The sequence below is a fragment of the Chitinophaga sp. W2I13 genome (assembly GCF_050434005.1).
Lineage (GTDB): Bacteria > Bacteroidota > Bacteroidia > Chitinophagales > Chitinophagaceae > Chitinophaga.
Map to the genome: position 1 here is coordinate 4122579 of NZ_JBNPWD010000001.1, position 18264 is coordinate 4140842.

Below are 18264 nucleotides of genomic sequence, written 5' to 3' on the forward strand. Positions count from 1 at the left end.
AATTATCCGTGTGCTTTAACTGTTTCCACAAATGCTTTGGCATGATCAACCGGAACATTTGGTAAGATTCCATGCCCCAGGTTGGCAATGTAACGCTGTCTGCCAAAACCTTTCAGCATTTCCTTTACGGCCTTTTCAATTTCAGGGATGGGCGCCAGCAATTTAGCCGGGTCAAAATTTCCCTGCAGGGTGATGTTGCTGCCGGCAAACTGGCGGGCCAGTTCCGGTTTAATACACCAGTCGATGCCCAGTCCATGCGCGCCGGTAGCGGCCATATCTTCCAGGGCAAACCAGGCGCCTTTTGCAAATACGATAGTCGGACAAACATCCTTCATCGCGGCTACTATCTGGCGGATATATTGTAAAGAGAATACTTCGAAGTCCTGCGGGCTGAGTAATCCACCCCAGGAGTCAAATACCTGTACGGTATCGGCGCCTGCGGCCACCTGTGCTTTCAGGTAAGCGATGGTGGTATCGGTGATCATCTGCAACAGCTGGTGTGCTACAGCCGGTTGCTGATAACAGAATGCTTTTGCTTCATCAAACGTTTTGGACCCTTTGCCTTGCACCATGTAGCAGAGTAAGGTCCAGGGAGCGCCACCAAAGCCGATCAGCGGCACCCTGCCATCCAGTGTTTTTTTAGTGAGCTTCAGGGCATCAAATACATAGTGCAATCTTTCCTGTACATCGGGAACGCATAAACGCTGCAGGTCCTGCGCGGTTTTAATGGGAGCGGGCAGGAGTGGTCCTACTTTTTCCACCAGCTGTACTTCCATGCCCATTGCCTGTGGAACTACCAGGATATCGGAAAAGATAATAGCAGCATCAACGCCTACCTGGTCTACCGGCATCACCGTTATTTCCGTTGCCAGCTCCGGGTTTTCGCAGCGTTCAAAGAACGTATATTTATCACGCAGTTTGATATAATCCGGTAAATAGCGACCAGCCTGACGCATCATCCATACCGGTGTGCGGGAAACAGTTTCGCCTTTAAGGGCCTTCAGCAATAAGTCGTTCTTCAATGCGCTCATTCGTAGCAGTTAATGTTGTTAAAATAAAATATAGCAGTTTGCACCATGCTTTCTTCGCTGATATCGGTGCTGATAATAATTTTGTTATCGGTATGTTCCCGCAGTTCGGTGGCAGTTGTTCTGCCAATGGCGAAGCAAACGGTTTTACTGTTTAGCCGGTTGGCCGACAGGTAACTTTTTACCGCACTGGGACTGAAAAATAATATGCCGTCGTAATGGTCCGCTATTACGGCCGGACCGGGAATATTCTCGTAGATCACGAATTCTTTTACTTCAATACCGGCTTCCTGTAAGGTATCCGGTAATTCGTTTCTCCGGATACTGCCGCAGAAGAAGTTAACGGAAGTTATATCAAGTTGTATAATTATCCTGGCAAGTTCGCTGCCATAGGGCGATTCCGCTAAGATTTTACAATCAGTGAACACGTTTTCCACTGCTTTCCTCGTGCTGCCGGAGATACAGCAGATATTTGGCTCGCTGATCACATAAAACGTATCATCCTGGTGGAGATAGTATTTATCCAGTATTCTTGCTGCATTGGCACTGGTGAACACATGTACTGCTTCCGGCCGGAACACCTGCAGCAAACGCTCTTCGCCCAGCAGCATTTCATTTTTAAGCGGCTTTATCTGTATAAAATCCTGTACATCTATGTGAATACCACTTTCACCAGCAACAGCCACAGAGCTGTCTGTTAAATGCCTGGTGCTTAATATGCGGTATTTATCATTTTGCATTTCTGATCTGTGCTACAATTTCAGCGCCGCCCTGGGCCATAATATCTTCCGCAGCTTCCTGTCCGAGGTGTTTGGCTTGTTCCAGTGGCACTTCGCGTGAAACAGAGAAGAACCGGGCGCCATCCAGGCTACACAGTTCGCCGTTGAAATGTATGTGATTGTTTTGTATATATGCGTAAGCGCTGATAGGGGTGGTGCATCCGCCCATCAGCGTGCGTAAAAATTCGCGTTCAATATGTGTAGTGAGTGCGGTTTCTGCGTGGTTAAAAGCTGCGCAGGCATCCAGGCAAAATTGATCATCTTCCCTGCAAACTGCTACTACAGCACCTTGTGCAGGCGCCGGTAACATCCAGTCGAGATCAATGGAATTGGCAGGACGGACGTTAATTCTTTCCAGTCCGGCTACCGCGAAAATGGCGCCGTCCCAGTTTTCCTCCGCCAGTTTCTTCAGGCGGGTATTTACATTACCCCGCAGGTTATGCAGCTGGTGTTGTGGATATTTTCGCAGCCACTGGGCTTTACGGCGTACACTGCTGGTAGCGATGTTCGCTATATAACCGGGTTGTGAAAGGAAATTTGTATCGTTTTTGTATACCAGCAAATCTTTTACCGGCCCGCGTTGTAGGATAGCGGCATGCACAATTTGTTTCGGCAGTTGTGTGGGAACGTCTTTGAAGGAGTGAACGGCAATGTCTATACGGTTATTGAGCAATGCCAGATCGAGGCTTTTAGTGAAGATACCCTGTACGCCTATTTCATACAGGGGTGTTACCAGGTCTATATCTCCTTCGCTTTTGATAGGTACCAGTTCTGTACGGTAACCTTGTGCGGTGAGCAGATCATTTACCTGGTTTGCCTGCCACAAGGCCAGCTGACTTTCTCTTGTGCCTATCCTGATAACTTTATCCATTTGTTTATTCCTGGTTAACTCCGGTCTCAAAAATATCGTTGATCATGGCGATGTACTGGTCGCTTTTGTCTGTTTCCTTGCGTACTTTACCAGCCATGAGATTAATCATTTTTTGTATGATACGGGAAGATACGAGTTCGATATCCTCCATGTTGTAGTGTCCTCCGTTTTTCTGTTGCTGTATTTCGCGGGTATGTATTTCCTGCAGTTTATCTTTTACGGCTTTCAACACTACCGCGTGTTTGCGCATTTTATACCAGTAAAGGAATTCCTCCATATGTTCATCGATGATGGAGATCGCCTTTGGTACTTCTCCCAGCCTGTTTTGCAGGGTTTCGTCCTGTACTTTGGAGAGTTCATCCACATTCACCAGGGTGATATGCGGGAGTTCACCTACTGCAGCTTCTACATTGAAAGGAATGGATAAGTCGACGATGAGTTTGGGAGAAGTGTTGCCGAGGTGTTTTGCCAATACCGTTGGATGCGGGGCATTGGAAGCAACGAGGATCACATCTGCCTGCTGCATTTCGCTGACCATATCTTCGATAGGAGCGTATTTCAGCCCGTGCTGACCGGCGAATTCGGCGGCCACCTGCAGGGTGCGGTTAATAAGGGTTACTTCTTTTACGCCGAGGTATTCGATCATGTTCTTGCAGGTATTGCGGCCAATTTTGCCTACACCCAGCAATACAATCTTTTTATCTTTTATATCAGGACAAATGCGTTCCAGCATCCTTACGGTGGCAAAAGCCACTGATACCGTGCCTTTGCTGAGTCCTGTTTCAGTTTTGATGAGTTTGGAAACCTGTAAAACGCTGTTAACAAGCCTTTCCAGGAAGCTGCCGAGGCTGTGATGCGCTTTGGCAAATTTAGTGGCGTTACGTATCTGACCTATGATTTCGTAGTCGCCGAGGATCTGGGAGTCGAGGCCTGTACCTACCTGGTACAAATGCCTGATAGCTTCTTCTCCCGATTTGGTATAAGCTAATTCTTCCAACTGGCTTCTGTCGCCGTTTGATTCCCTGCAAAGCAAATCCAACAACTGCCCCGGGTTCGCTGCAAATCCGTATACTTCCGTTCTGTTGCATGTAGAGAGCACAAAAAGATCGTCTAATTGCACTACCCTGGCATGCTCCAGGAGTTGTTGATACTGAGCCGGATTGATGGCGTATAATCCCCTGATAGCAGCGTCTGTTTTCTTATAGTTGATGCCAACGATATGAAAATTTGCTATTTCTTTTGAATGACTGACCTGCATGATTTTGTATAAGCTTCCGGTTGCAAAAGTACTTTCATACGTCCCAAACAAAAGGGGTTAGCTGTCATTAGTGTGTCATTTCTACTACTGGTAATCATTACGACGAAAAAATGATTTTTATCAGGTTTTGCCTTTACAAAAGAATGACACTAATCGTGCAGGCTGCATGGCGACTATAATGCTTTTCGCTTTCGGCTTTTTGCTTACTTTTGCACCAATTTAAAAGAAATGGTATCTAAATCTGATGTTGGAATAGTATTAATGAACCTCGGATCGCCTGATTCTACCGCCGTGCCGGATGTTAAGCGTTATCTGAATGAGTTCCTGATGGACAAGCGTGTAATTGACTATCCGTGGTTGTTCCGCAAGATCTTAATTGAAGGTATCATTGTGCCTAAGCGTGCGGAGCAATCTGCCCGGGCTTATGAATCTATCTGGTGGGAAGAAGGATCACCATTGGTGGCTTTAACAAAGCAGCTGCAGATGGCGGTGCAGAACGACATGGAGATTCCGGTGGAAATAGCTATGCGCTATGGTAATCCGCATCCGCAGGTAGCCTACGACAACCTGCTCAAACAAAATCCTGACCTGAAAGAAGTAGTGCTGTTGCCGTTGTATCCGCATTATGCCATGTCTTCTTATGAAACAGCAGTGGAATACGCACAGGAAATCTACAAAAAGAAAAAATACAAATTCAAGCTATCGGTAGTGCCGCCGTTTTATGATGAACCGGACTATATCCATGCACTTACAGAAAGCATGCGCCCATATCTTCAGCAGGACTATGATTACGTATTATTCAGTTATCATGGGTTACCGGAAAGGCATATGCGCAAAGCTGATCCTACCGGCGCTCATTGCATGAAGGTAAACGACTGCTGTCATGTAAAATCGCCCGCACATGACTACTGCTACCGTCACCAGATTACAGTGACCACTGAGCTGGTAGCGGAAAAGCTGGGACTGCCGCGGGAAAAATGGGGCATCTCTTTCCAGTCGAGGCTGGGCCGTGAAGAGTGGCTGAAGCCCTACACCGCAGGTTTGCTGGAAACATTGCCCGCCGAAGGGAAAAAAAGACTGTTGATCGTGTGTCCTGCTTTTGTATCAGATTGCCTGGAAACACTGGAGGAGATTGCAGTAGAAGGGAAGCATTCTTTCCTGAACAGCGGTGGTGAATCCTTCACCATGATTCCGTGTTTGAATATTCACCCGTTGTGGGTAAAAGCAGTGGTTAAATATTGCACGCAGATAATCGCAACCGAAGCCGTTTAAATTTAACATATGTCCGATCAACCCGTATTGATTGTCGGCGCCGGCCTGTCCGGGCTGAGCATTGCATATGAATTGCAGAAACTGCAGGTGCCTTACCAGGTACTGGAGGTTTCCGATCATAGCGGGGGTGTAATCAAATCTATACGGGAAGATGGTTTTGAGCTGGATGCAGGCGCCAATACCATTGCAGCCTCTCCTGAATTGCTACAATACTTTACAGAACTGGGGCTTGACAAGGAAATCCTGACCGCTGCTGCCGCCAGCAAGAACCGCTTCCTGGTAAGAAGAAAACAACTGCATGCAGTTTCTCCCCACCCTTTTAAGATCATGGCTTCCCCGTATCTCAGCCGGAGCAGCAAGTGGCGGCTGTTTACAGAGCGCTTCCGTAAACCGGCAACCGTATCTGGAGAAGAAACAGTAAGTGATTTTGTAACAAGAAGATTTAATAAAGAGATTGCTGAATATGTTTTTGATCCGGTATTATCAGGCATTTATGCCGGTAATCCCGATCTGATGAGCGTAGCGGAAGTATTACCTGCACTTCCGCGATGGGAGCGGGAATACGGCAGCGTAACCAAAGGACTGATGAAAGACAAAGGGGCTATGGGCGGCCGGAAAATCATCAGCTTTAAAGGCGGAAACCAGCTGCTCACAAACCGTTTACAACAGTTACTCACTACTCCTGTACGCTTTAATTGCAACGTAACCGGCATCACAGCTGCCAATGGTGGGTACATTGTGAGTGCGGTAGAAAACGGTGTTTCGGAAAGTTATACTGCTTCAAAAGTTGTACTGACCACTCCCGCTTACAGCACCGCGGAAACCATCACCCAACTTGATGCGGCCACCGCAGCCTTATTAAACAACATTCATTATCCCCGCATGGGCGTGCTGCACCTGGGCTTCGACGCTGCTGCGCTGCCACAGCCGCTGGAAGGCTTCGGTTTCCTGGTGCCGAATGCAGAAAATATGCATTTCCTCGGTGCTATCTGCAACTCTGCTATCTTCCCGGATAAGGCGCCTGCAGGGAAAATCCTGTTTACGGTATTCCTGGGAGGAGCGAGGCAGGAACGCCTGTTTGACCAGATGGATCCGGAAACCCTGCAGCAGCAGGTAGTTTCGGAAGTACAGTCTTTACTGCACCTGTCGGCCCCGCCGGTGATGCAGCGGTTCAGTACCTGGAATAAGGCTATTCCACAGTTGAATGTTGGTCATGTTAAGTTGCGGAATGCTGTAACAGACTTTGAAAAAAAATATCCAGGTATTCACATTGCAGGAAACTACCTGCAAGGCGTAGCCATCCCGGCTTTACTGCAACATGCGGCTGCTTTGGCCGCTTCGCTGAAGAAAAATTAAACAGGAAAATAGTTCGTTGTTGCCGTTTTTTCTTTAAATTCCATTATAAATTTCCACCAGATGATTGCAGGAATTTTAAAAGAAAAAAACGGCGAAACCAGGGTGTCTCTTGTCCCTGAAGTAGTAAAGCAACTGCAGCAAATGTCGGTAACCGTGTGGGTGGAGCAGGGAGCCGGCGACAATGCCTTTTATAACGACGACGCCTATATGCAGGCGGGCGCGGAAATAAAAACAGCTGCGGACATCCTCACCGGGGCAGATATCATCTTTACCCTGCAGCCTCCGTCAAAAGAAATAACAGACCAGATCCCTTCCGGGAAAATTATCGCGGGTATTCTGCAACCGCTGTACCGGGTGAACGAGGTGGAGCACTGGGCGTCCCGTAATATCACCGCATTCAGCCTGGATACCATCCCGCGCACCACCCGTGCGCAGGTAATGGATGTGCTTAGTTCCCAGGCCAATATAGCCGGTTATAAGGCGGTATTGCTGGCTGCGTATAGCTATTCCCGTTACTTTCCTATGTTTATGACTGCAGCAGGCAGTATTGCTCCCGCCAAAGTATTGATATTAGGCGCCGGGGTAGCTGGTTTGCAGGCTATTGCCACTGCCCGCCGTTTGGGTGCTGTGGTGGAAGTATTTGACACCAGGCCTGCGGTAAAAGAAGAAGTGATGAGCCTGGGTGCCAAGTTTGTGGAAGTGGAAGGAGCGGCAGATGCTTCCTCCGCCGGCGGCTATGCGGTAGAACAAAGCGAAACCTATAAGCAGCAGCAACAACAACGTATTGCGGAGAGCATTGCGAAAGCAGATATTGTGATCACCACCGCGCAAATCCCGGGTAAAGCCGCACCGGTACTGGTAAGCAGCGATATGCTGGACCGCATGCGCGCCGGTTCCGTGATTGTAGATCTTGCCGCCGCTACGGGCGGTAACACCAGCGTTACAAAGAACAATGAAACCGTGCAGTACAAAGGAGTTACCATCATCGGGAATTCCAACCTGCCTGCCACTATGCCGGCGGATGCCAGCAAGTTATATGCAAAGAATCTATTCAATTTCCTGAAACTGATATTAACAAAAGAGGGAGCGCTGCACCTGAATTTTGAAGATGATATTGTGAAAGGCGCCTGTATTACGCACAACGGTGAAATTGTGAATGACCGTGTGAAAAACCTGATGCAGCCAGCTTAGTAGTCGAGATCGTAAAAATACCCGTCTGATATGGAATATATTTTAACTTTTCTTCACCAGCATATCGATCTTATCTACATCGTTATCCTGTCTGTTTTTTTAGGAATAGAAGTGATTTCGAGGGTGCCGTCTGTATTGCATACACCATTGATGAGCGGCGCCAACGCTATTCACGGCGTTGTAATTATCGGGGCCATCATTGTGATGGGGAAGGCCGAAGCGGATAATTATCCCGCGCTGATCATCGGCTTCCTGGCGGTGATCCTGGGTACGATCAATGTGGTAGGTGGTTTTGTAGTCACCGACCGTATGCTGGAAATGTTCAAAGGCAAAAAGAAATAGCTAACGGCTAAAAGCATAATACTTATGGGATCCAGCATTTTATCAATTATTTACCTGATCGGCTCTGTTACTTTTATCCTCGGACTGAAAATGTTAAGTAAACCGGATACTGCCCGAAAAGGCAATCTGGTGGCTGCCGCAGGAATGTCGCTGGCTATTCTCGGCACTATCTTTCTCTACCGGGTAAATGATGCCCCCCTGCATAATTATGGCTGGATATTCACCGGGCTGGTCATCGGTGGTGTAATAGGCGTGTTGTCCGCAAAGAAAGTGAAGATGACGGCGATGCCGGAAATGGTAAGTATGTTCAATGGGATGGGCGGTGCATGTGCGGCGCTTATTTCTATCGTGGAATTTGACCACCTGATCAAGTTGATAAAGAATTTATATGCACCTGTTTCTGACGATCATCTGGCACTTCAGTTACTGGAGTCGTCTGCATCCAAAGGCATGGTGATCATCATTTTGCTGAGCCTGATCATTGGCGCGGTATCCTGTGCAGGCAGTATTGTTGCCTGGGGAAAGCTCACCGGAAAGGTGAAGGATTTTTCTTTCAATGGACAGCACTTCCTCAACATGGGCGTATTGGCGCTGATAGTAGGGCTGTCTGTTTGGCTGGTGTGTATTTTTGGATTGTCGCCTGGAACAGGCATGGTTGTATTTTATGTTATTTTCCTGCTGGCATTGTTCTATGGGGTATTATTCGTGCTGCCGATTGGCGGGGCGGATATGCCGGTGGTGATTTCCCTGTTGAATTCATTTACAGGCGTAGCAGCGGCCTGTGGCGGGTTCCTGTACAGTAATCCAGTGATGCTCACCGGTGGTATCCTGGTAGGTTCAGCCGGAACTATCCTCACCATCCTCATGTGTAAGGCCATGAACCGTTCCTTGAAAAACGTGCTGATAGGCTCTTTCGGCGGTGGTGCGACCGGCGCTGCTGCCTCCGGAAAGGAGCAGGGCAACTATAAAGAAATTAGTTTGAATGATGCCGCCGTAGTACTGGCATATGCCAATAAAGTGATCATTGTACCGGGTTATGGTTTGGCGGTGGCGCAGGCCCAGCATGCTTGTCACGAGCTGGAGAAGCAGCTGGAGGAGAAAGGTGTGGAAGTAAAATATGCGATCCACCCGGTAGCAGGCCGTATGCCCGGGCATATGAATGTGCTGTTGGCCGAAGCAGATGTGCCCTATGAAAAGTTGTTGGAAATGGAGGATGCCAATGCCGAATTCCCCACAACAGATGCGGTATTAATCTTAGGCGCCAATGATGTGGTAAACCCGGCAGCGAAGAGCGATCCGGCCAGCCCTATTTATGGCATGCCTATCCTGGAAGTTGAAAACGCCAAAGTGGTAATCGTTAATAAACGCAGTATGAAACCTGGCTATGCCGGTATCGAAAACGACCTCTTTTTCCAACCCAAAACCTCCATGCTTTTCGGCGACGCCAAGAAGGTGTTGCAGGAGCTGCTTTCCGCTATCAAGGAGGTATAACGCGAATTTTGTCTTTCTCGCTGATTACGCTGATTATACTGATTTAGGGATTTGATCACTTTGGATTTTAAAGGATTTGAGTAGATATAAGCGGACATATTCGCTTTTATCTACCCAAATCTTTTTAAATCCTTTATAAAATCCAAAAAGTAAAAATCAAACTAATCAGTATAATCAGCGTAATCAGCGAGAAAGACAACCTACGCTCATATCTCCGCATTTTTGCTAAATTTGCGGAAAAAATTTCCTTTGTCCAGTCAATTACCAGCAGCGCTATTAGATTCGTTAGCGGGACTTCCGGGTTATAACCGGGAAACATTTGAGCAGGTGCATGCCGCCGCCGAAAAGATTACTTCACTGAGATTGAATCCCAATAAAATAAAAACGCCGGAACGGGCGGCAGCCGTGCTGCAATCCTTGTCTGTCACCGGTGCCACCCCAGTCCCCTGGAGCAGGGAGGGGTATTATTTACCGGAGCGGCCTTCCTTTACTTTTGATCCTTATTTTCATGCGGGCGCCTATTATGTGCAGGAGGCATCTTCTATGTTCCTGGAACAAATGGTGCGGGCAACAGTAGATCTTTCGCAACCACTGAAGGTGTTGGATCTTTGCGCTGCTCCGGGCGGAAAATCCACTTTACTGCAATCCCTGATCAGCCAGGATAGCCTGTTGGTGGCCAATGAGGTAATTAAGCCACGCGCTGCGCTGCTGTCAGACAATCTCACAAAATGGGGGGCTGCGAATGTAGTGGTGAGTAATAATGATCCGCGTGACTTTTCACGATTGCCTGGTTATTTCGACCTGGCAGTAGTGGATGCGCCTTGCTCCGGCTCCGGTTTATTCCGTCGCGATCCGGAACTGGTGGAGGAATGGTCGCCGGAAAATGTAACGCTGTGCAGCCAGCGGCAGCAAAGGATTATGGCAGATATGCTGCCAAGTGTAAAAGAAGGCGGCGTTGTCATTTATTCCACCTGTTCTTTTTCTGCAGAAGAAGATGAAGCGATCCTGGATTGGCTGGCGGATCATTTTGAACTGGAAAATATCCCGGTTACCCTGAACCCGGAATGGAGTATTGTTACAACGGTAACGCACAAACGAAATTGTGCCGGTTACCGGTTTTACCCGGACAAACTGAAGGGAGAAGGGTTTTTTATAGCTGCCTTCCGTAAGCGCAGCAGCGAAACTCCGCGTAAACCGAAGCAGCATAAATCAACAGCATTAACTGCCCGCCAGCAGGAAGTGATTACCCCCTGGATAAATATACCCGACAATTACCAGTATTTCATGCACCAGGAAGAAGTATTGATTTTACCACCTTTGGTGGCAACAGAAATACCATTGTTGCGGCAACAATTGTATATTCGCAAGGCGGGTGTAAAAGCGGGACATCCCAGTGCGAAGGAATTGATTCCCGATCATCAGCTGGCAGCCAGTACATTGGTATCTGATGAGCTGCCGGTGGTATCCCTGGATTTGCGCCAGGCATTACAATACCTGAGAAAGGAGGATCCGGGAGTGAATACAAGGGTGCGTGGCTGGGCACTGGTAAGATATGAGGACATGAACCTCGGCTGGGCGAAAATTTTACCCAACCGCATGAACAATTACTACCCCAAAGAATTGCGCATCCTGAAAGAAATTACCGGGGTGTAAAAACAGCCGGGCGCTATTTATCCGGGAATGATACCAACTTTGAAATACAGTGCCAACGGGGCGCCGTTTATACCGGTGGCCACAACAAAAAGGGATTTTCTCCGTTTGGTTTATTAAATAATTTTGTCAATTTTAACGCATATATTCGTTGCCCGAAATAGCAGATAAAAATTCAGGATCTGCTGCTGCTGTGATACCGGATTAATATGCTTTGCGGAACAGATGTTTCCGTAAAATGAAAGAGAGCAGTAGTCAGCATATCCATCATAAACAGAGTTAGTATGATAAAATCGATTCTATCAATCGTCTTGTTTGGTTTTAGTGCAGCGGCGGCGCAGGCGCAGGACACGCTGGAAGTACAAGGTACTTCCCCCGCTCTCTATATATCCCATGTTGTTAAAAAAGGAGAAAATTTTTATAGCCTTAGCCGCGCTTACGGATTACCACCGAAGGAAATTGCTGCGGCCAATAAAGTGAATATGGAACAGGGATTACAGCTTGGCCACAAGCTTCACATCCCGCTCACTACCGCCAATTTTTCACAAAAGGCGGATGCATCCGGCAAACCCGTATATCATAAAGTATCCGAAAAAGAAACTTTATACCGTGTAAGCGTAAACTACAATAAAGTGCCGCTGGATAATATCCGTCAATGGAATAATTTTTCCGGAGATGGACTCAAAAAAAACAGCTACATAGTTGTGGGCTTTATGAAAGCCGGCGGAGCTGCCGCAGAAGCAACTCCCCGTCCTGAAAAAGTAAAGGAGAAAGCCACACCGGCGCCTGAACCAGTGGTTACACAGGCACCACCACCCCCACCTCCGGTAGAAAAGGAAACAGCTAAGAAAGAACCTGAAACACGCCCCGTAGCAGAAGTAACAGAAACTCCTGCGCCTGCCCCGGTTAAAGCTGCACCTGTTAGCAGCAGCACTGATTTTGAACAATTGTATGAGCAGCAAACCAATAACGGCAAGAAAACTACTTCCGAAAAGGGCCCTGGTACCTGGTTTAAGAGCAATGCAGTAGGCAAATACTATGCGCTGCACAACACTGCACCACGCGGCACCATCATCAAAGTAACCAACCCTCTCAACGGCAAAGCGGTATACGCCAAAGTACTGGATGTAATACCACAGATGAAAGCCAATGCAGGCCTCATCATCAAGTTGAGCGACAGCGCCATGCAGGCACTCGGCAGCAACGAAACGAAGTTCTACTGCGAACTGAGCTACGAGGATTGATGATCGCGGATTTTGTCTTTCCCGCTGATTACGCTGATTATACTGATTAGTTTGATTTTTACATTTTGATTTTATAAAGGATAAGGGAGATAGAAGCGGATAGATTCGCTTTTATCTCCCTTAATTATTATTGTAAGAAAATCTAGAAATCTAAAAAAAAATCCAAAAGTAAAAATCCAGCTAATCAGTATAATCAGCGTAATCAGCGGGAAAGACAAGATCCGCGCGATTAGAAGCGATAACCCCGGAGGAAAGACTCCACATCCATTTTCTTCTTGCCTTCCAGCTGGATTTCATCCAGGTAGAGATAACCGTCCGGCGCTGCTATTTTTATATAGGTTTTTTGATCGGTGTCGAAGTCGCCCGGTGCTTTTGCGGGTGTAGTAAGTTCCTTATGGGCTTTGTATATCTTCAGCGTTTTGCCCTGGAAGGTAGTCCAGGCAGCGGGGTAGGGACTAAGGCCGCGTACCAGGTTGTAGATGTTATTTAATGGCTCCTGCCAGTTGATCTGGCAGGTTTCCTTGAAAATTTTTGGCGCATGTTTTATTGCTGCCGCAGGAATATTGGCCTGCGGTGTTTCCTTGATATCGCCGGCAGCAATGGCTTGTACAGTTCTCAGCAGTAAGCGGGCGCCTGTTTGCATGAGGGCATCATGCAGTTCACCGGCGGTTTCATCTTCACGGATGGCTACTTTGTCGCTAAACAGGATGTCGCCGGTATCTATTTCATGCTGTAGTTTGAAGGTGGTAACGCCGGACTCTTTTTCGCCGTTAATGATAGCCCAGTTGATAGGCGCGGCGCCGCGGTAGTTGGGCAGCAGCGAGGCGTGTACATTGATAGTGCCTTCCGGCGGCATATTCCATACTATTTCAGGCAACATGCGGAAGGCCACTACTACCTGCAGGTCAGCTTTCAGGTCTTTTAAGGCTGCAATAAAATCGGGATTTTTCAGTTTCTCCGGTTGTAAAACAGTAAGTCCTTTACTTACTGCGTATTGTTTCACTGCGCTTTCCTGCAGCTGTAAACCACGACCGGCGGGTTTATCGGGCGCTGTGATCACACCCACTACGTTAAATCCGTTCTCTACTAATATATCGAGGGAGGCCACTGCAAAATCAGGGGTACCCATAAAAACAATGCGAAGATCTTTACTCATAGGATGCAAAAATAACGACCTTTCGCGGATTTTAGCGAAGGGATAGCGGAAAGCTATCCCTTCTGCTTTTTAATACAACAGGTATTTTGCTCTTATAACCTTAAACTTCGCCAGTCCGGGTTCCCAGCTTTTGCGGATCTCTGCTTCAGACATCCCTTTCACGATCTGTTGCTGCAGTATGTTGTTACCGGCAAGTTTGCTGAAGAAAGGAATGAAAAATTTAGATTTATCAGGGAACATGCGATAGGCCTCCAGCAGCCATTTTAATTCAATTTTACGGCCGGTATGCGGCGTGGCTTCAGGCGCATTGCTCAGGTCGAAGCCGTAGCACAGCTGGTCTTTCAGCACAGGCGTTGGATTGATAGCGCTGGCGCGGGGCGTAAATGAGTAACCCTTTTTAGGAAAATCCGGTGAGCCATACACCTGGAAAGGCTTGTCGGTACCACGTCCCAGGCTAAGTGCGGTGCCTTCAAAAAAGCAGAGGGAGGAATACAGGTTGATAGCGGCCATATTGGGCAGGTTGGGTGAAGGTTTGATAGGTACCCGGTAAAATGTTTTATGGCTGTAGTTTTCGCAGGGAATAACTTTGATATCGCACTGCACGCTGTTGCGAAGCATGCGTTCGCCGTTCAGCATCCGGGCGTATTCGCCAACCGTCATGCCATGCACAATAGGAATGGGTTGCATGCCAATAAAGGAACGGTAGGCGGTATCGAGGATGGGACCGTCTACATAGTCGCCGTTGGGATTAGGGCGGTCCAGTATGATGAGTGTTTTTTTATTTTCCGCTGCGGACTCCATCAGTTCCTGCAGGGACGAAATGTAGGTGAAAAAGCGGGTACCCACATCCTGGATATCGAACAACAGGATATCCACATCTTTCAGATCAGCAGCGGTAGCTTTACGGTGTTGCCCGTAGAGCGATACAATGGGAATGCCGGTAGCGGAATCGATACTGTTGGCCACTTTTTCGCCATGACCGGCATTGCCGCGGAAGCCGTGCTCAGGACTAAAGATCTTCTGGATTTTTACATTCAGTTTCAACAGGGAATCTACCAGGTGCATTTTATCGATGGTGGCGGTTTGATTCACCATCATCGCTACCCGCTTGTTTTTCAGCAGCGGAAGGTAACGCGCTGTTTGCGTGGCGCCTGGCAATACATGGTCCGCATATTGCGCGGAGGTTTCATAAATACATCCTGCCAGGAAGATGCAAAGAAGGAGAATACGGTTCATACCGTTAAGATAATGCAAAGCTTTATTGACTGTATCAAAAAGCTCGGATTATGGCTGCTTTTTGTATCTTGCGCGTAATTATTAACACTAAACAATTAATTTTTATGCAAACTGTTAAAAACGGGGATACAGTGAAGGTGCATTACCATGGCCGTTTAACGAACGGAACTACTTTTGATTCTTCCGAAGGTAGAGCTCCGCTCGAATTCAAGGTAGGTGCCGGTATGGTTATCAAAGGTTTTGAGAATGGTGTGCTGGACATGAAAGTTGGCGACAAGAAAACCATTCATATCCCTGTTGATCAGGCATATGGTCCCAAAAGTGATGAAATGATCATGGATTTTCCAAAAGAAAATATCCCGGCTGATCTGAATCCTGAAGTAGGTATGGAATTGCAGATGAGCAATCCCCAGGGACAGGTTTTCCAGGTAAAAGTAGCCGCTATCGGCGACGAATTTATTACCCTGGATGCTAACCACGCGCTGGCTGGCGAAGACCTGGTATTTGACCTCGAACTGGTTGAAATCGCATAATATTCAGTTATTTTTTTGATTTACGGATGCAGGAACCGGTGGATAACACTACCCTTGCATCCGTAAATTTTTTTATGCTGCTGCCTGATTTTCAGGGAGATGGAACAACGGCGGAAACCCATTAAGGGAAACAGTTTCAGGACGATGTTTCCGGTTGCTGGTAAATCGTTTTCATATCACGTAAACAGTCTGCACAAAGACAACCACTGTATTTTTGCTGGATGAAATATCGCTCTTCTTCACTCAACACCACATCCTGGCACTGACAGCGCAGAATAGTGCCTACGCGGCATTCAAAGGTGCGTTCGCACCGCGGACAGGTTACGGTTTCATGACATGCCATCCCTAAAATTACGGATTTTACACAGCATTCAGTAAATGCAGCGCGGATGATTTTCGCTGCATTTACCAAAGCCACCGGCGCTAATTGCTCACCGCCTGCCGCACATTCTTTGCAGCAGTCACCATATTACGCAACGCCATCTCTGTTTCCGGCCACTTCCGCGTTTTCAATCCGCAGTCGGGGTTTACCCATATATTGCGCAGCGGCAGTAATGCGGCCGCCTTGTGCAGTAATGCCTCTATCTCCGCCACCGCCGGTACTCTTGGCGAGTGGATATCGTATACACCCGGACCTGTTTCATTCGGATATTTAAATCCTGCAAATGCTTCAAGCAGCTCCATCTGTGAGCGCGATGTTTCAATGGTAATCACATCGGCATCCATTGCGGCGATGTGCTCAATAATATCATTGAATTCCGCATAGCACATATGCGTGTGGATCTGCGTGGAATCATCCACCGTGCTTACGGCCAGGCGGAAAGCTTTCACAGCCTGTTCCAGATAGGCGGCGCGCTGTGCTTTACGCAGCGGCAGGCCCTCGCGCAGGGCTGGTTCATCTACCTGTATAATCGTAATGCCGGCGTCTTCCAGGTCTTTCACTTCATCACGGATAGCGAGTGCAATCTGCATAACGGTTTGCATGCGGGGCTGGTCATTTCTTACAAACGACCATTGCAGAATGGTGACGGGGCCGGTCAACATACCTTTCAGCGGCTTATTGGTCAGCGACTGCGCAAAACGGCTCCAGGCAACGGTCATGGGTTCCGGCCGTTGTACATCTCCAAAAATGACCGGTGGTTTTACACACCGCGTTCCGTAACTCTGTACCCAGCCGTTTTGGGTAAATACAAATCCGTCCAGCTGCTCGCCAAAATATTCCACCATATCATTCCGCTCAAACTCGCCATGCACCAGCACATCCAGTCCGAGGCTTTCCTGGCGGTAAATGGTTTCCGTAATGGCATGGCGGATATCGGCGTTATAAGTTTCCGGTGTGATGATCCCTTTTTTAAGATCGGCACGGAGTTGCCTTATTTCCGTGGTTTGCGGGAAAGAGCCGATCGTAGTGGTGGGGAACAGGGGAAGTTGTAATACCGATTGCTGTAATTTCTGGCGGTGCGGGAAGATGCTGTGCCGCTGTGTATCCGCTGTGGTAATACTTTCCAGCCTGGCTTTCACTTCCGGCCGGTGTATCCGGGAGGAAGTTTTGCGGCTGTTCATCACCGCTTCATTGTCCATGAGCAGGGAAGTATCGCCGGCTATAATGTGTTTCAGCGCTATTACCTCGGCTACTTTCTGTTTGGCAAAAGCCATCCATTGTTTTATTTCCGGGTCTAATGCGGTTTCATCTTCCAGATTATAGGGAACATGCAGGAGGGAGCAGGAAGTTCCCAGCAGTACCCGGTCTTCACCGATTTGTTGTATTGCTTTTTCAATCAGCGTAACGGAAGCGGCGTAATCATTTTTCCAGATATTGCGTCCGTCCACTACACCGAGTGACAACATTTTATCTGCAGGCAGGGCCGCCAGTACGGCGTCCAGCTGCTCCGGAGCCCTTACCAGGTCGATATGCACCGCCTGCACCGGCAGCTGCAAAGCCAGGGTGGTATTGTCTTCCAGCGCCCCAAAATAGGTGGTGAGCAGTATTTTGAGCGCAGGTAATGCCTGGCTGATAGCAGTATATGCGGCCTGGTAAAGGTCTCTGGTGGCGGGGTCCAGGTCGGTCACCAGGAAAGGCTCATCCAGCTGGATCCATGTAGCGCCCGCCTGTTGAAGGGATCTTAGCAATTCGATATAAACGGGCAGCAGTTTTTCCAGCAGCCGGGTGTGCGTAAGGTCATCTCCCTTAATTTTTCCGCATAAGAGAAAAGTAACAGGCCCGATGAGTACGGGTTTGGTGGTGATACCATGACTAAGCGCTTCTTTGAATTCTTCCACACACTTGGGCTGGTGAAGGGTATATTGCTGAGCGGATTCAAATTCAGGTACCAGGTAATGGTAGTTGGTATCAAACCATTTGGTCATTTCCAGGGCGGTGATATCGAAGTTATTTTTCTGGTAACCCCTTGCCATCGCGAAATACAGCTCGGGGCAACCGGGATTGGCAAATGTTTGCTGCAATGCTTTGAAACGCGAAGGAATTACGCCCAGGGTCATGCACATATCCAGTACCTGGTCGTACCAGGAGAAATCATTGGAAGGGATCAGGTCAACACCGGCTTCCTGTAACCCGCTCCAGTTTTCTTTTCGTAGCTGCCTTGACGTTAGCTCAAGACGTTCCAGTGAAATTTTTCCGGCCCAGTAATTTTCGCAGGCTTTTTTCAGCTCACGCTGGCTACCTATTCTCGGATAGCCTGGAATGTTGGTTAGCATATAGGATGTATTTTATTCTATACAAACCTATTATTATTAGGTGTTTGTCCGATCATTCCGGATAATTTTGGTTTTTTGTCTTAAAAAAGTAGCATTTTGAAGAATAATTTACTGTTGATGATATTGTGAGAGATGGTAAAAC

The 18264-nt window shown here is 47.9% G+C and carries 16 protein-coding genes; 8 read left to right on the forward strand and 8 right to left on the reverse strand.

The features are described from left to right. Positions 1-2: 2 nt before the first annotated feature. From hemE to hemA, 4 genes are read right to left on the reverse strand one after another with little or no spacing between them, the layout of a single operon-like run. The gene (gene hemE / locus QFZ48_RS17220; RefSeq protein ID WP_079470414.1) at positions 3-1031 is read right to left on the reverse strand and encodes a uroporphyrinogen decarboxylase; all 1029 of its coding nucleotides are present in this window, start codon (positions 1029-1031) and stop codon (positions 3-5) included. Continuing rightward, a complete protein-coding gene (locus tag QFZ48_RS17225; RefSeq protein ID WP_429063073.1) occupies positions 1028-1768 on the reverse strand; it encodes a uroporphyrinogen-III synthase in 741 nt (246 codons plus the stop codon). The genes hemE and QFZ48_RS17225 overlap by 4 nt, the downstream gene beginning before the upstream one ends. Then, complete coding sequence (gene hemC, locus QFZ48_RS17230; protein WP_429050824.1) at positions 1758-2678, reverse strand: hydroxymethylbilane synthase; 921 nt, start codon at positions 2676-2678, stop codon at positions 1758-1760. Before hemC ends, QFZ48_RS17225 begins: the two co-directional genes overlap by 11 nt. 4 nt (positions 2679-2682) lie before the next feature. Further along, entirely contained in the window at positions 2683-3936 is a 1254-nt protein-coding gene (gene hemA / locus QFZ48_RS17235) for a glutamyl-tRNA reductase (RefSeq protein WP_429063074.1), read from the reverse strand. Positions 3937-4164: 228 nt separating this feature from the next. Between hemA and hemH the strand changes: the two genes are divergently transcribed. The 7 genes from hemH to QFZ48_RS17270 all read left to right on the forward strand — a co-directional run bounded on the left by hemH (position 4165) and on the right by QFZ48_RS17270 (position 12482). Further along, complete coding sequence (gene hemH / locus QFZ48_RS17240) at positions 4165-5208, forward strand: ferrochelatase (protein WP_429050822.1); 1044 nt, start codon at positions 4165-4167, stop codon at positions 5206-5208. A gap of 9 nt (positions 5209-5217) precedes the next feature. Beyond that, positions 5218-6564 carry a protoporphyrinogen oxidase gene (hemG, locus tag QFZ48_RS17245; RefSeq protein ID WP_429050821.1) on the forward strand — a complete coding sequence of 449 codons (1347 nt, stop codon included), beginning with the start codon at positions 5218-5220 and terminating at the stop codon, positions 6562-6564. Between the two features lie 60 nt (positions 6565-6624). Beyond that, positions 6625-7755 carry a Re/Si-specific NAD(P)(+) transhydrogenase subunit alpha gene (locus QFZ48_RS17250; protein ID WP_370912434.1) on the forward strand — a complete coding sequence of 377 codons (1131 nt, stop codon included), beginning with the start codon at positions 6625-6627 and terminating at the stop codon, positions 7753-7755. 30 nt (positions 7756-7785) lie between these two features. After that, complete coding sequence (locus QFZ48_RS17255) at positions 7786-8097, forward strand: NAD(P) transhydrogenase subunit alpha (RefSeq protein ID WP_079470407.1); 312 nt, start codon at positions 7786-7788, stop codon at positions 8095-8097. 24 nt (positions 8098-8121) lie between these two features. Then, on the forward strand, positions 8122-9588 hold the full coding sequence (locus QFZ48_RS17260; protein WP_429050820.1) for an NAD(P)(+) transhydrogenase (Re/Si-specific) subunit beta: 1467 nt from the start codon (positions 8122-8124) through the stop codon (positions 9586-9588). Between the two features lie 249 nt (positions 9589-9837). After that, entirely contained in the window at positions 9838-11241 is a 1404-nt protein-coding gene (locus QFZ48_RS17265) for a methyltransferase RsmF C-terminal domain-like protein (protein ID WP_429050819.1), read from the forward strand. 281 nt (positions 11242-11522) lie between these two features. Beyond that, positions 11523-12482 (forward strand): LysM peptidoglycan-binding domain-containing protein, encoded by a 960-nt coding sequence (locus QFZ48_RS17270; protein WP_429063075.1) that lies wholly within the window; start codon positions 11523-11525, stop codon positions 12480-12482. A 229-nt stretch (positions 12483-12711) separates the two neighbouring features. On the opposite strand, the gene fmt is transcribed toward QFZ48_RS17270, so the two are convergent. After that, positions 12712-13638: a methionyl-tRNA formyltransferase gene (fmt, locus tag QFZ48_RS17275; RefSeq protein ID WP_429063076.1), complete on the reverse strand. Its 927-nt coding sequence runs from the start codon at positions 13636-13638 to the stop codon at positions 12712-12714. Between the two features lie 69 nt (positions 13639-13707). Then, positions 13708-14874: an exo-beta-N-acetylmuramidase NamZ family protein gene (locus QFZ48_RS17280; protein WP_429050816.1), complete on the reverse strand. Its 1167-nt coding sequence runs from the start codon at positions 14872-14874 to the stop codon at positions 13708-13710. Between the two features lie 104 nt (positions 14875-14978). Here QFZ48_RS17280 and QFZ48_RS17285 point away from each other — a divergent pair, with 104 nt between their 5' ends. Next, entirely contained in the window at positions 14979-15407 is a 429-nt protein-coding gene (locus QFZ48_RS17285; protein ID WP_089904439.1) for an FKBP-type peptidyl-prolyl cis-trans isomerase, read from the forward strand. A 136-nt stretch (positions 15408-15543) separates the two neighbouring features. On the opposite strand, the gene QFZ48_RS17290 is transcribed toward QFZ48_RS17285, so the two are convergent. Next, a complete protein-coding gene (locus QFZ48_RS17290; protein WP_429050815.1) occupies positions 15544-15750 on the reverse strand; it encodes a cysteine-rich CWC family protein in 207 nt (68 codons plus the stop codon). Between the two features lie 80 nt (positions 15751-15830). Next, entirely contained in the window at positions 15831-18122 is a 2292-nt protein-coding gene (metE, locus tag QFZ48_RS17295) for a 5-methyltetrahydropteroyltriglutamate--homocysteine S-methyltransferase (protein ID WP_429063077.1), read from the reverse strand. Positions 18123-18264 lie beyond the last annotated feature (142 nt).

Coding starts and splice junctions, on each gene's coding strand:
- hemE (WP_079470414.1), bottom strand. CDS start 1,031: ATGAGCGCATTGAAGAACGACTTATTGCTGAAGGCCCTTAAAGGCGAA.
- QFZ48_RS17225 (WP_429063073.1), bottom strand. CDS start 1,768: ATGCAAAATGATAAATACCGCATATTAAGCACCAGGCATTTAACAGAC.
- hemC (WP_429050824.1), bottom strand. CDS start 2,678: ATGGATAAAGTTATCAGGATAGGCACAAGAGAAAGTCAGCTGGCCTTG.
- hemA (WP_429063074.1), bottom strand. CDS start 3,936: ATGCAGGTCAGTCATTCAAAAGAAATAGCAAATTTTCATATCGTTGGC.
- hemH (WP_429050822.1), top strand. CDS start 4,165: ATGGTATCTAAATCTGATGTTGGAATAGTATTAATGAACCTCGGATCG.
- hemG (WP_429050821.1), top strand. CDS start 5,218: ATGTCCGATCAACCCGTATTGATTGTCGGCGCCGGCCTGTCCGGGCTG.
- QFZ48_RS17250 (WP_370912434.1), top strand. CDS start 6,625: ATGATTGCAGGAATTTTAAAAGAAAAAAACGGCGAAACCAGGGTGTCT.
- QFZ48_RS17255 (WP_079470407.1), top strand. CDS start 7,786: ATGGAATATATTTTAACTTTTCTTCACCAGCATATCGATCTTATCTAC.
- QFZ48_RS17260 (WP_429050820.1), top strand. CDS start 8,122: ATGGGATCCAGCATTTTATCAATTATTTACCTGATCGGCTCTGTTACT.
- QFZ48_RS17270 (WP_429063075.1), top strand. CDS start 11,523: ATGATAAAATCGATTCTATCAATCGTCTTGTTTGGTTTTAGTGCAGCG.
- fmt (WP_429063076.1), bottom strand. CDS start 13,638: ATGAGTAAAGATCTTCGCATTGTTTTTATGGGTACCCCTGATTTTGCA.
- QFZ48_RS17280 (WP_429050816.1), bottom strand. CDS start 14,874: ATGAACCGTATTCTCCTTCTTTGCATCTTCCTGGCAGGATGTATTTAT.
- QFZ48_RS17285 (WP_089904439.1), top strand. CDS start 14,979: ATGCAAACTGTTAAAAACGGGGATACAGTGAAGGTGCATTACCATGGC.
- QFZ48_RS17290 (WP_429050815.1), bottom strand. CDS start 15,750: ATGGCATGTCATGAAACCGTAACCTGTCCGCGGTGCGAACGCACCTTT.
- metE (WP_429063077.1), bottom strand. CDS start 18,122: ATGCTAACCAACATTCCAGGCTATCCGAGAATAGGTAGCCAGCGTGAG.